Raw genomic sequence first — 13,032 nt, 5'->3', positions numbered from 1 at the left:
GCGGGAACGGCGGACCTGAGCATTTACACGGTCACAGGATTCGGCTTGTTCTGGTCGATGCCGTACTTCTGGATCGCCTGCGAGACGATAGCACGGTCGATCTTGCCCTCGTCGGCCAGCGCGCGCAGCGAGGCCACCGTGATGTAGTAGCGGTTCACTTCGAAGAACTCGCGCAGCTTGACGCGCGAATCCGAGCGGCCGAAGCCGTCGGTGCCCAGCACTTTATAGCTACGGTCCTTCGGCATGAAGGCGCGGATCTGCTCGGCGAACAGGCGCATGTAGTCGGTGGTCGCGACGATCGGGCCGCTGGTAGCCTGCATCAGCGAGGTCACGTAGGGCACGCGCTGCTCGGCGTCCGGGTTGACCATGTTCCAGCGCTCGCAATCCTGGCCGTCGCGCGCCAGCAGCGTGAGCGACGGGGCCGACCACACGTCGGCGGCCACGCCCCAGTCGTTCTGCAGGAGCTCGCTTGCCGCGATCGACTCGCGCAGGATGGTGCCGCAGCCGATCAGCTGGACGCGGTTGGCCGCTTCCTTCTGGCCTTCCTGCAGCAGGTACATGCCCTTGAGGATGCCCTCTTCCTGGCCGGCTTTAAGGCCCGGGTGGGCATAGTTCTCGTTCATGATGGTGATGTAGTAGAACACATCCTCCTGCTCCTGCACCATGCGGCGCAGGCCATCCTGGATGATCACCGCCACCTCGTGCCCGAAAGTCGGGTCGTAAGGGATGCAGTTCGGGACCGTGGCGGCGATGATGTGGCTGTGGCCGTCCTCGTGCTGCAGGCCTTCGCCGTTGAGCGTGGTGCGGCCGGCGGTGCCGCCCATCAGGAAGCCGCGCGCACGGATGTCGCCCGCCAGCCAGACCAGGTCGCCCACACGCTGCATGCCGAACATCGAGTAGAAGGTGTAGAACGGGATCATGGTGCGGTTGTTCGACGAGTACGAGGTCGCCGCGGCGATCCACGAGCTCATGCCGCCCGCTTCGTTGATGCCTTCCTGCAGGATCTGGCCGGCCTTGTCTTCGCGGTAGTACATGACCTGGTCGCGGTCGACCGGCTCGTACAGCTGGCCCTGCTGGTTGAAGATGCCGATCTGGCGGAACAGGCCTTCCATGCCGAAGGTCCGCGATTCGTCGACCAGGATCGGCACGATGCGCTGGCCGATGCTCGGGTCCTTCAGCAGGCTGGTGAGCACGCGCACATACGATTGCGTGGTCGAGATCTCGCGGCCTTCCGCGGTCGGCTCGAGCACGGCCTTGAAGGTCTCCAGCGGCGGCACGCTCAAGGCTTCATCGGCCTTGGCGCGGCGCTGCGGCAGGTAGCCGCCCAGGGCCTTGCGGCGCTCGTGCAGGTACTGCATTTCCGGCGCATCGTCGGCCGGCTTGAAGAACGGGATCTCGGCCAGCTTGTCGTCGGGAATAGGGATATTGAAGCGGTCGCGCATCTCGCGGATGGCGGCGTCGTCCAGCTTCTTGGTCTGGTGCGCGGTGTTGCGCGCCTCGCCCGACTTGCCCATGCCGAAGCCCTTGACGGTCTTCACCAGCAGCACGGTCGGCGTGCCCTTGTTCTCCTGCGCGTTCTTGAAGGCGGCGTAGATCTTGTGCGGGTCGTGGCCGCCGCGGGTCAGGCGCCAGATGTCGTCGTCGCTCATGTTGGCGACCATCTTGAGCAGCTCCGGGTGCTTGCCGAAGAAGTGCTTGCGCACGTAGGCGCCATCCTTGGCCTTGTAGTTCTGGTATTCGCCGTCGACGGTTTCCATCATCACGCGCTGCAGGATGCCGTCCTTGTCCTTCGACAGCAGGGCATCCCACTGCGAGCCCCAGATGACCTTGACCACGTTCCAGCCGGCGCCGCGGAAGTCCGCTTCCAGTTCCTGGATGATCTTGCCGTTGCCGCGCACCGGGCCGTCCAGGCGCTGCAGGTTGCAGTTGACGACCATGACCAGGTTGTCGAGGCGTTCGCGCGCGGCCATGCCGATCGCGCCCATCGATTCCGGCTCGTCCATCTCGCCGTCGCCGCAGAATACCCAGACCTTGCGGTTGTCGGTCTTGGCGATGCCGCGCGCATGCAGGTACTTCAGGAAGCGCGCCTGGTAGATCGCCATCAAGGGGCCCAGGCCCATCGACACGGTCGGGAACTGCCAGAAGTCCGGCATCAGTTTCGGGTGCGGATACGAGGACAGGCCCTTGCCGTCGACTTCGCGGCGGAAGTTCAGCAGCTGCTCTTCGGTGATGCGGCCTTCGAGGAAGGCGCGCGCGTAGATGCCGGGCGAGGAGTGGCCCTGGATGTACAGCAGGTCGCCGCCATGGTCTTCGGTGGGTGCGTGCCAGAAGTGGTTGAAGCCGGTGCCCAGCATGTTGGCCAGCGAGGCGAAGGAAGAGATGTGGCCGCCCAGGTCGCCGTCGGCGCGGTTGGCCTTGACCACCATCGCCATCGCGTTCCAGCGCATCCAGGAGCGCAGGCGCTCTTCGTATTCGAGGTTGCCCGGGCTGTTCACGTTCAGGTGGGCCGGGATGGTGTTTACGTAGGCGGTGTTGCTGGAGAAGGGCACATGGGCGCCGCGGCGGCGCGCCAGGTCCACCATGCGCTCCATCAGGTAGTGGGCGCGCTCGGTGCCTTCGTGTTCGATCACCGCTTCCAGCGCATCCAGCCATTCCTGGGTTTCGATGGTGTCGGGGTCGTTGGCAGCTTGTGCCGTCAACTGGTCGAGTTGAGCTGACATTAATGCGTCTCCTAAGAATTGGCGCCCCACCCTGTCCCTAGCCTGGCTGGTGGCGATTTTGGTGAAATTTCACATGTCTGAAAATAAACCGTTCGATTCTACCAGCGGGCTTTGGCTTTTTCAAATTGCGATATGTCGTTTCATAATGCAAAATCTCGTGCTGCAAGTGCACATTGCAGAAGGTAGGCGCCGCGCTCATGCATGGGCTTGCCGGACGCGCGCATGGCAAGGCCGCACACCCGACGGCCGGTCAAATATGACAATGCTTCGGCGCTCGCGGCGCGCGATATGGGGCAGGCGCCTTATAATTTCATTTTTGCCTAGCCGTGAGTCAAACCATGCCAGCCCAGAATATCGACGGAGTCCTCCTTTCCCAACAACTGCGTGGCGAGATCGCCCAGCGCGCCGCCAGGCTGAGCGCCGAAGGCCGCCAGCCCGGCCTGGCCGTGATCCTGGTCGGCGAGGACCCGGCGAGCCACGTCTACGTGCGCAACAAGGTCAAGGCCTGCGGCGACGTGGGCTTCTTGTCAAAGCTGGAAAAGTATGACGCCGACCTGTCCGAAGCCGCCCTGCTCGACCGGATCGCCGCCCTGAATGCCGACCCGGCCATCCATGGCATCCTGGTGCAGATGCCGCTGCCGAAGCACATCGATCCGAGCAAGGTCATCGAAGCCATTGCCACCAGCAAGGACGTGGACGGCTATTCGGTGCTGTCGGCCGGCGAACTGGTCGCCAACCTGCCGGGCTTTCGCCCCTGCACGCCGTATGGCTGCATGAAGCTGATCGAAACCACCGGCATCGACCTGCGCGGCAAGCACGCCGTCGTGATCGGGCGTTCGAACACGGTCGGCAAGCCGATGGCCCTGCTGCTCTTGCAAGCCAACGCCACCGTCACCATCTGCCATAGCGCGACGCCAGACCTGGCCTACCACACCCGCCAGGCCGACGTGGTGGTCGCCGCCGTCGGCCGCCGCAATACCCTCACGGCAGACATGGTCAAGCCGGGCGCGGTCGTGATCGACGTCGGCATGAACCGCGACGACGCCGGCAAGCTGTGCGGCGACGTGGATTACGCCGCCGTAGCAGAAGTCGCGTCGCACATCACCCCGGTGCCGGGCGGCGTCGGTCCGATGACGATCACCATGTTGTTGATGAACACCGTGGAGTCCGCAGAACGTGTGCACTCCAGTAGCCAACACTGCCCCAGCCAGGCGACGGGCATGGAACCGAAGCCCGGCGTGGCCTGAACCCATAAGGAAAGCCATGACCATCGATACCAGCAATCCCCTCCTCGACTTCTCGGGCCTGACCCGGTTCGACCTGGTCAAGCCGGAGCACGTCACCCCGGCCATCGAGCAACTCATCAAGGATGCGGCCGAGGTCGTGGCCAAACTGGAAGCGCCCGGCGACAAAGTCAGCTGGGACAGCTTCGTGGTGCCGCTCGAGGAAGCCACCGAGCGCCTGGGCCGCGCCTGGGGCGTGGTCAACCACCTGAACCACGTGGCCGACACGCCCGAGCTGCGCGCCGCGTACAACGAGAACCAGCCGAAGGTCATCGAGTTCTGGACCTCGATCGGCCAGAACGAGGCGCTGTTCGCCAAGTACAGGCAGCTGCGCGCCAGCAGCGAGTACGACAGCCTGAGCCCGGCGCGCAAGCGCATCGTCGAGAACGCGCTGCGCGACTTCCGCCTGGGGGGCGCCGAACTGCCCGAGGACAAGAAGCAGCGCTTCGCCGAGATCCAGGAACAGCAGTCCGCAACCTCCACCCGCTTCTCGCAGAACGTGCTGGACGCCACCAACGACTACAAGCTGCTGGTCGAGAGCGAAGAAGAACTGTCGGGCATCCCGGAGGACGTCCGGCTTGCTGCCCGCGCTTCGGCCGAGAAGGATGGCAAGGCCGGATGGCAGTTCAGCCTGCACTTCCCGTCCTACTACCCGGTGCTGCAGTTCTGCGACAACCGCGCCTTGCGCGAAACGATCTACCGCGCCAGCGCCACCAAGGCTTCCGACGCCGGCGCCATGTTCAGCAAGGCCGCCGAGTGGGACAACACCGCCAACATCGTCAAGCTCCTGCAGCTGCGCCATGAAGAAGCCCGGCTGCTCGACTACGCCAACTTCGCCGAGGTTTCGCTGGTGCCGAAGATGGCGGAAAGCCCGCAGCATGTGGTCGAGTTCCTGGAAGACCTGGCGCGCCGCGCCCGCCCCTTCGCCGAGAAGGACCTGGACGAGCTGCGTGCCTTTGCCCGCGACGAACTCGGCATCGATGAGCTGCAGTCCTGGGACGTGGCCTACGCCTCGGAAAAGCTGCGCGAGCAGCGCTATGCCTTCTCCGAGAAGGAAGTGAAGGAATACTTCCCGGAGCCGAAGGTGGTGCAGGGCCTGTTCACCGTCATCCAGGAGCTGTTCAACGTGGAGATCAAGGCGGACGAGGCGCCGGTATGGCATCCGGACGCGCGCTTCTTCCGCATCGAGCGCGAGGGTGAACAAGGGCGGCAGCTGGTCGGCCAGTTCTACCTCGACCTGTACGCGCGCGAAGGCAAGAACCAGGGCGCCTGGATGGACGACGCGCGCGGCCGCCGGGTGACGATCGGCGGCATCGTGCAGACCCCGATCGCCTACCTCACCTGCAACTTCACGCCGCCGGCGGTGGTGGACGGCAAGCGGCAGCCCTCGCTGTTCACGCACGACGAAGTCATCACCCTGTTCCACGAATTCGGCCACGGTCTGCACCACATGCTGACCGAAGTCGAGGAGCTGTCGGTATCGGGCATCTCGGGCGTGGAATGGGATGCGGTGGAGCTGCCTTCGCAGTTCATGGAGAACTTCTGCTGGGAGTGGGACAAGCTGCAGAGAATGACGGCGCACGTGAAGACCGGCGAGCCGCTGCCGCGCCAGCTCTACGACAAGATGATCGCGGCGAAGAACTTCCAGTCCGGGATGATGACCCTGCGCCAGGTGGAGTTCTCGCTGATCGACATGCACCTGCACTACGACTTCGATCCGCAGGCCGAGCGCACGGTGCAGGAGCTGATCGACGGCATCCGCAAGCAGTTCTCGGTGATGATCCCGCCGTCCTTCAACCGCTTCCAGCACTCGTTCGGCCACATCTTCTCGGGCGGCTATGCGGCCGGCTACTACAGCTACAAGTGGGCCGAGGTGCTGTCCGCCGACGCCTACGCGGCTTTTGAAGAGGCGCTCGACTCCGGCCAGCTGCAGGAAACGGGCAAGCGCTTCCAGCGCGAGATCCTGGCGGTGGGCGGCTCGCGTCCGGCGCTGGAATCGTTCCGCGCCTTCCGTGGCCGCGAGCCCTCGATCGATGCGCTGCTGCGCCATAGCGGCATGCACCAGGACCACGCCGCCCCATGACGCGCATCGACTTCCACACCAACGTGCCGGACAAGCTGGCCTACGCCTGCCGCCTGGCACGCAAGGCCTACGGGTCGAAGGCCAGGCTGGTACTGCTGGCCGAGGACGCCGCCCAGGCCGAGGCGCTGGACGCGGCGCTGTGGACGCTGTCGGACACCGACTTCATCCCGCACGTGCTGGCCGGCGACCCGCTGGCCGGCGAGACGCCGGTGATCGTCACCGCCGACGAAGGCGCCACGCTGCCGCACCACGAGATGCTGGTCAACCTCACGCGCCGCACGCCGGCCACGCTGGACCGCTACGCGCGGGTATTCGAGATCATCTCGTCCGACGAGGAGGACGCCGCGGCCGGACGCCAGCGCTACGTCGCCTACAAGAAGCAGAACTATCCCCTGACCCACTTCGTCGCAGGACAGCCATGAGCCAGAACGCCGCGTTCGACACCAGCATCCCGGTACTGACCGAAGTCGTCGTCGAACCGGTGGCTCCGGCATCCGCCCCGGCCGCCGCCGCGCCACCGCCGGCCGCCGAGCAGCTTGAACGCCGCGCGACCGAGCGCTGGACCGGCGAGGAGTGGAGCGTGCTGGAACGCCGCGTCACCGAGCGCGTGCTGCAGCAGCTGCAGGGCCGGGTCGACTTCGTGCTCGAGCAGCGCGTGCGCGACGCCATGGCCGACGCCATGCAGCGCACCCTGGAAGTCTTCACCGCCGATCTGCGCGACGGCTTGCATCACGCCCTGGGCGAGATCGTCAGCCAGGCGGTGAGCCAGGAGCTCGAACATGTGAAAGCACTGGGCAAATAGACTCCGCCCCCCGTCAACCGGCGTACGACGGGGTTCACGGGTATCCGTTAAGATTGCAAGCTCTGCAATCCACCATCCAGGCCGTTGTGAACCGAAAGACCCTGATCGCCGCGCTTGCCGGCGCGGGCGTCGCCATTGTCGGCGCCGTCCTCTACTTCACCGGCAGCATCGAGCGCCAGCCTGGCGCGCTCGCCGTGCTGACGCCGAAAGCGGCGAAGACCGTGCCGTTCTGGCCGGCCCGCATCACGACGCTGGCCGGCGACGGCATTCCCGGCGCCGTCGATGGCCCGGCCGCGGGGAGCCGCTTCGACGATCCCTTCGGCGTGGCCCTCGACCGCCACGGCAAGGTCTACGTGGCCGACGCCGGCGACAGCAACCGCATCCGCAGCATCGCGCGGGACGGGACGGTGGCCACCTTCGCCGGCGGCGCGGAAGGCTTCGCCGACGGCAAGGGCGGCGCAGCCGCCTTCCACACCCCATCCGCGCTGGCCTTCGACCACGAAGGCAACCTGTACGTGGCCGACACCGGCAACCACGCGATCCGCAAGATCACGCAAGACGGCACGGTCACCACGCTGGCCGGCAGCGGCGCACCGGGAGACCAGGATGGCATTGGCCGCGCGGCCGGCTTCAACGGTCCGGTCGGGCTGGCGGTGGACGACGCCGGCATCGTCTACGTGGCCGACACCTACAACGACCGCATCCGCCGCATCGGCCGCGACGGCAGCGTGGCCACGGTCGCCGGCAGCGGCAGGCCGGGCTACGCCGACGGCATTGGCGCGGCCGCCAGCTTCGACACCCCGAGCGCCATCGCGGTGGCGGCCGATGGCACGCTCTACGTGGCCGACACCGGCAACAACGCGATCCGCCGCATCGCCGCCGACGGCACGGTGACGACCATCGCCGCTCCCGCCGAGGGCGAGCGCCGCCCGGCGCTGCGGCGCCCGGTCGGGCTGGCCCTCACCCGCGACGGCTACCTGTACATCGCCGCCAATTCCGGCGGGCGCATCCTGCAGCGCACGCCCGAAGGCGACTTGCGTCCGCTGCCGGACGCCGACCTGCCCGCCTCCGGCGACGGCTTCGGCCCTGACGGCACCGTGCAGCTGTACGGCCCGCGCGGCATTGCGGTCGCACGCGACGGCAGCCTGGTGGTGGCCGATGCCCAGGCCCACCGCCTGCACCGCCTGTCGCGCCCGCGCCCGGGCGAAGCGGTCCCCGCCAGGCCGCGGCCGGTCGCCATCGAGCGTACGGCGCCGATGCCCTGGCCGGTGGGGCCGCAGGACATGGCGCATGAAGTGGTCGGCGTGATGGGCGAGGTGCGCGGCAGCTACAACGGCGACAGCCGCGACCACTTCCACGCAGGGCTGGATGTGCGCGCCGACGTCGGCGCGCAGGTGCTCGCCGTGCTGCCGGCCAAGGTGTCGGACCCGTATGCCAACTGGGGCTTCGATTCGCTCAGCGAAGGGATCAGCATCGGGCCGCTCTCGTACATCCACATGCGCGTCGGGCGCGATTCCCGCGGCCGGCCGCTCGACCCGCGCTTCCGGGTCCTGACGGCGCAGGGCGACACGGCGCGCGCCAGGGCCGAGCGCGTGCGGGTGCCGCGCGGTACCCGCTTCGCCGTCGGCGACCCGCTCGGCACCATCAATGCGATGGCCCACGTCCATCTCGATTACTACCAGGGCGGCGCGGTGGTCAATCCGCTCAGCCTTCCTTTCGTGGGCTTCACCGACACGGTCGCGCCGCGCATCAACAGCATCGCGCTGTTCGACGCCACCGGCAAGCGCCTGCGCCCGCCCGCGGGCACGCGCAAGCACCCGGTACCGGACAAGCGCCTGCGCGTGCCGCGCGCGCTGGGCGAGGTGAACATCGTGGTCGATGCCTACGACCAGGTGGATGGCAACCTGGCGCGGCGCCGCCTTGGCCTGTACCAGCTCGGCTACCAGCTGCTGCGCGCCGATGGCACTCCCCTGCCCGGCTACGAGCGGCCCGTGATCACCCAGGTATATGACCGCCTGCCGCGCAATCCGGAGGCGGTGAAGGCCGTCTATGCGCCCAACAGCGGCATCACGGTCTATGGCAGCAAGGCGACCCAGTTCGCCTACGCGCTGCACAGCCGCCTGCGCGATGGCGAGGTCCAGACCGGCAGCTGGCAGCTGGGCGGCATCGCGCCGGGCGAGTATATCCTGCGCATCCACGCCGCCGACTACGCCGGCCAGGTGGCGCTCGAAGGCCGCGACCTGGCCCTCGTCATCGAGTGAGCCGGGACCGGAACACGGCGCGGCCGGCCGCTGCCGCGGTGCCCGGGCCGGGGCTTTCATGACGCTGGCATAAATGCAGTGGCGGGCGCGGGATTTTCTAGACATGCATGTCTAGATAATTTATTGTCGGGGCATCCCCCACCACCTGGAGCGCCCATGCTCGAACGATTCGCCGCAGCCCTGCTGCTGGCCGCTGCCGCCCTGCCCGGCATGGCGGCCGACCTGCCCAACCACCCCTTCATCCACGTCAGCGCCAGCGCCGACCAGTACCTGATGCCCGACGTCGGCGAGATCGACATCGACCTGGTCTCGCTCGAACCCGATGCCGAGCTCGCCCTCAGGTTCATCAACGAGCGGCTCGAGGCCAGCCGCGCCCTGTTCGCCCAGCATGGGGTCGCGCCGGAAGATGTCTTCGTGCAGGACGTCGTGCGCCGCCCGCGCAAGCTCGACGCTGCGCCGGACGGCCAGGGGCAGCCGATGGAAACCAGGGTCTCGCTGCACCTCACCGTGCGCGACCTGGGCCAGTGGACGCCCCTGCTGCGCGGCCTGCTCGTCTTGAAGGACGTCGAATCGCTGGCGGTCGCCTTCAACCGTAGCGACCGCGACAAGATCGAAGCGGAGCTGCTGGCACAGGCGCTGGCCAAGGCCAGGCTCAAGGCGCAGGACATCGCGCGCGGGGTCGGGGCAAAGCTGGGACCGGCGACCGGCGTGTCGCTGGCGCCGCTGAAGAACCTGACCCAGGCGATGGGGCTGGCAAACGATGCCAATGCGCGCATTCCCGCCGGCCGGCGCAACAAGCCGCACGGGGAGATGGCGCTGGTCCAGGCGATGCGGCTGGCGCAAAACGTCGACGTGATCTACCGGATCGGCGCAGGCAAGTAATACCGCCCCTGCCTGGTGCCGTGGTGCGCTGCGTCCGGCCAAAAAAAAGCGCGCATGCTCACGCAGGCGCGCCTTGTTCAGCGAACGCGAAATTATTTCTGCACCAGTACCCATTTCACCAGGCTGCGGGCTTCGGCCTCGCTCACCTGCGGGTTGGCCGGCATCGGCACTGGGCCCCAGGCGCCTGCGCCGCCCTTCATGACCTTCTGCACCAGTTTGTCTTCGGCGCCTTTCTGGCCGGCATACTTGGCAGCGACGTCCTTATAGGAAGGACCGACGAGCTTGGTGGCTACCGTATGGCAAGCCATGCAGTTCTTGGCTTTCGCCAGGTCGGCTTGTGCAAACGCGCTGGTGGACGCAAAGGCCGACATCACCACACACAACAACAAAGACCGTTTCATTTGTTTCTCCAATTTATAACGAATTCATTCTACCGCGAATTTCCGCAGGTTCCAGCGGGGATACACTCTGTAACGCCGCTAACAGCTTCATGCAGGTTTCAAGATGTTGACGAATCCACACAGCATAACGGATTTTTCCACATGGAAACCGTTTTCTTTGTAAGATGGCGTCTGGAGGACTCCTTTCATGCCGCTGATCCTGTTGATTGCCGCCCTGTGCGGCCTGCGCCTGTTCGAGGTATGGCGCTTTGCCGACCTGTCCTGGTGGGTGATCGGCGGGCTCATGGTGTTCGCCTTCGTCTGGTTCGAGTTCATCGAGAAGTTGCTCGGGCTGGACAAGAAGAAGGCCCATGAAGTGCTCCAGCGCCACCGCGCGGCCCGGGTCAAGCAGGCCTTCGTCAAGCGCCGCCGCGGCTGAGGCAAGCGCGCCCCGTCGGCATGTTCAATGCCGAATGTGATATGTTTCGCATATCATTCCATGTTATTTAATACGCCAGGCGTATCGATGAAACTCGAACTTCGCCAGCTGCGCCATTTCGTCACGGTGGCCGAGGAACTGCATTTCGGCCGCGCCGCCGAGCGCCTGCACATGACCCAGCCGCCGCTTTCGCAAAGCATCGCCGGCCTGGAAGAGCTGCTGGGCGCGCCGCTGTTCCTGCGCAGCCGGCGCCAGGTGGCGCTCACCGCGGCCGGCAACGCGCTGCTGCCGGAAGCGCGCCGCATCCTGGACGACGCCGGCGCCCTGCCCGACCTGGTGCGCCGCGCCGCCGACGGCAGGGCGGGCCGCCTGACCCTGTCCTTCGTCTCCACCGCCGACTACAGCGTGCTGCCCGCGATCCTGCAGCGCTACCGCGGCGCTTGTCCGGCGGTGCAGCTGGTGCTGCGCGAAGCGACTTCCGACGTGCAGGCCGCCGACCTGCTGCAGGGCCGCATCGACGCCGGTTTCGTGATCCCGCCGCTGGCGGGGCTGGACGGCGCGCTGGCCTACCGCAAGCTGCTCGAAGAGCCGCTGATCCTGTGCGCCCCGGCCGGCCTGCCTGCCCTGCGCCGCGCCGGCCCGGTGGCGCTGCGCGACCTGCCGCCGCTGCCGCTGGTGATTTTCCCGCGCGCCGCCGCGCCGGCACTGCACGACGCCATCCTCGGCTGCTTCCGCGCCGCCGGCATCACCCCGGTCATCGGCCAGGAAGCGCTGCAGATGCAGACCATCGTCAGCCTGGTCTCCGGCGGCATGGGATTGGCACTTGTGCCACAATCCGTGTCGAACCTGATGCGCGCCGGCGTGGAATACCGCGCCCTGTCCGACCCCACGCCGCTGGCCGAGACCGGCCTGGCCTGGCGCCGCGACAACGCCTCGCCCGTGCTCCAGGGTTTCCTCGACCTCCTGACGACAGACTGAACTCGAAAGACCGATTCCTATGCTGATTCATCCGCAACCGGACCCCATCGCCTTCGCCATCGGGCCGGTGCAGATCCACTGGTATGGCCTGATGTACGTGGTGGCCTTCGCCCTGTTCCTGATCCTGGGCCGCGTGCGCCTGCGCCAGCCGCACATCGCGGCCCAGGGCTGGAAGGCCGAAGACCTGGACGACATGCTGTTCTACGGCATGCTGGGCGTGATCCTGGGCGGCCGCCTGGGCGAAGTGCTGTTCTACCAGCCGCTCTACTTCCTCCAGCATCCGCTCGAGATCTTCATGGTCTGGCGCGGCGGCATGTCCTTCCACGGCGGCTTCCTGGGCGTGCTGGTGGCGATGGCGCTATGGGCGCGCAAGTCGAAGCGCAACCTGCTCGACGTGTACGACTTCATCGCCCCCATGGTGCCGCTCGGCTATGCCGCCGGGCGCCTGGGCAACTTCATCAATGCCGAACTGCCGGGCCGCCTGGCCGACCCCGGCCTGCCCTGGGCCATGCTGTGGCCGGGCGTGGAAGGACCGCGCCATCCCTCGCCCCTGTACCAGATGCTGCTGGACGGGATCGTCGTCTTCCTGATCCTGTGGCCGTACGCGCGCAAGCAACGCCCGCGGCTGGCGGTGGGCGCCATGTTCACCCTGCTGTACGGCTGCGCGCGCTTCATCACCGAGTACTTCCGGGTGCCGGACTGGGAAGTGTGCGTGCTCGGCCTGCCCATCACGTCGGGCCAGATGCTGTCGCTGCCGATGATCGTCGGCGCCCTCGTCATGCTGGCCTGGTCTTACCGCCAGCCGGACGGACGCCCGGCCCACGCCTGACTCCTGGCCGAGCCTAGTCGAAATCCTCGGCCAGGTTCTTCCAGCCGCGGCTCTTGGCAAACGCGGTGAATTCCTCCGGCGCCTCGAGCACGATGGTGCGGCTTTCCTGCAGGCCGGGGTCGCCGTGGCCGAAGTCCGGGCCCTTGTAGCCGAGGGCGCGCAGGCGCTCGACCAGCTGGCGCAGCAGGGCCGTGTCCTTGTAGGCGCCTGGCTCCAGCCGGTCCTTGAAATCGGCGTACACGTCGATGATCCCGTAGCCCTCGTCGAAGATGCGGATCGCCTTCACGTCGAGCGTACGGCCCTTGCCATCGGTGGCCTGGAACGGGCCGGACAGCATGATGTCGGAATCGGTAGTCATGGCGCCAGCATACCACC

At 66.9% G+C, this 13,032-nt stretch carries 12 protein-coding genes; 9 read left to right on the top strand and 3 right to left on the bottom strand.

Annotated features, from left to right (window positions below):
* Nucleotides 1-23: 23 nt before the first annotated feature.
* Nucleotides 24-2,720, bottom strand: a complete 2,697-nt coding sequence (gene aceE / locus LE190_RS01030) for a pyruvate dehydrogenase (acetyl-transferring), homodimeric type (RefSeq protein ID WP_225236981.1) — start codon at nt 2,718-2,720, stop codon at nt 24-26.
* A gap of 338 nt (nt 2,721-3,058) precedes the next feature.
* Here aceE and folD point away from each other — a divergent pair, with 338 nt between their 5' ends.
* The 6 genes from folD to LE190_RS01000 all read left to right on the top strand — a co-directional run bounded on the left by folD (nt 3,059) and on the right by LE190_RS01000 (nt 10,031).
* The gene (gene folD, locus LE190_RS01025) at nt 3,059-3,967 is read left to right on the top strand and encodes a bifunctional methylenetetrahydrofolate dehydrogenase/methenyltetrahydrofolate cyclohydrolase FolD (RefSeq protein WP_225236980.1); all 909 of its coding nucleotides are present in this window, start codon (nt 3,059-3,061) and stop codon (nt 3,965-3,967) included.
* A gap of 16 nt (nt 3,968-3,983) precedes the next feature.
* Nucleotides 3,984-6,086, top strand: coding sequence for a M3 family metallopeptidase (locus LE190_RS01020; RefSeq protein ID WP_225236979.1), 2,103 nt, complete (start codon nt 3,984-3,986; stop codon nt 6,084-6,086).
* Nucleotides 6,083-6,508, top strand: coding sequence for a DNA polymerase III subunit chi (locus tag LE190_RS01015; protein ID WP_225236978.1), 426 nt, complete (start codon nt 6,083-6,085; stop codon nt 6,506-6,508). The genes LE190_RS01020 and LE190_RS01015 overlap by 4 nt, the downstream gene beginning before the upstream one ends.
* Complete coding sequence (locus LE190_RS01010; RefSeq protein ID WP_225236977.1) at nt 6,505-6,888, top strand: DUF2486 family protein; 384 nt, start codon at nt 6,505-6,507, stop codon at nt 6,886-6,888. The genes LE190_RS01015 and LE190_RS01010 overlap by 4 nt, the downstream gene beginning before the upstream one ends.
* An 86-nt stretch (nt 6,889-6,974) precedes the next feature.
* Nucleotides 6,975-9,149, top strand: coding sequence for an NHL repeat-containing protein (locus LE190_RS01005; protein ID WP_225236976.1), 2,175 nt, complete (start codon nt 6,975-6,977; stop codon nt 9,147-9,149).
* 156 nt (nt 9,150-9,305) lie between these two features.
* A complete protein-coding gene (locus LE190_RS01000) occupies nt 9,306-10,031 on the top strand; it encodes an SIMPL domain-containing protein (protein ID WP_225236975.1) in 726 nt (241 codons plus the stop codon).
* Between the two features lie 92 nt (nt 10,032-10,123).
* Here the strand turns inward: LE190_RS01000 and LE190_RS00995 are convergent, their stop codons facing one another.
* Nucleotides 10,124-10,432: a c-type cytochrome gene (locus tag LE190_RS00995; RefSeq protein WP_225236974.1), complete on the bottom strand. Its 309-nt coding sequence runs from the start codon at nt 10,430-10,432 to the stop codon at nt 10,124-10,126.
* 187 nt (nt 10,433-10,619) lie between these two features.
* Here LE190_RS00995 and LE190_RS00990 point away from each other — a divergent pair, with 187 nt between their 5' ends.
* From LE190_RS00990 to lgt, 3 genes are all read left to right on the top strand, one after another.
* Nucleotides 10,620-10,850, top strand: a complete 231-nt coding sequence (locus LE190_RS00990; protein ID WP_225236973.1) for a hypothetical protein — start codon at nt 10,620-10,622, stop codon at nt 10,848-10,850.
* 87 nt (nt 10,851-10,937) lie between these two features.
* Entirely contained in the window at nt 10,938-11,828 is an 891-nt protein-coding gene (locus tag LE190_RS00985) for a LysR family transcriptional regulator (protein ID WP_225236972.1), read from the top strand.
* A 19-nt stretch (nt 11,829-11,847) separates the two neighbouring features.
* A complete protein-coding gene (gene lgt, locus LE190_RS00980; protein ID WP_225236971.1) occupies nt 11,848-12,657 on the top strand; it encodes a prolipoprotein diacylglyceryl transferase in 810 nt (269 codons plus the stop codon).
* A 13-nt stretch (nt 12,658-12,670) separates the two neighbouring features.
* Here lgt and LE190_RS00975 read toward each other — a convergent pair whose 3' ends face one another.
* The gene (locus LE190_RS00975; RefSeq protein WP_225236970.1) at nt 12,671-13,015 is read right to left on the bottom strand and encodes a hypothetical protein; all 345 of its coding nucleotides are present in this window, start codon (nt 13,013-13,015) and stop codon (nt 12,671-12,673) included.
* Between the last annotated feature and the right edge of the window lie 17 nt (nt 13,016-13,032).

This window comes from Massilia hydrophila (assembly GCF_020208145.1).
In the GTDB taxonomy this organism is placed as follows: domain Bacteria; phylum Pseudomonadota; class Gammaproteobacteria; order Burkholderiales; family Burkholderiaceae_D; genus Telluria; species Telluria hydrophila.
The sequence above is the reverse complement of the archived record's forward strand: the minus strand, read 5'-3'. Positions and strand labels throughout refer to the sequence as shown.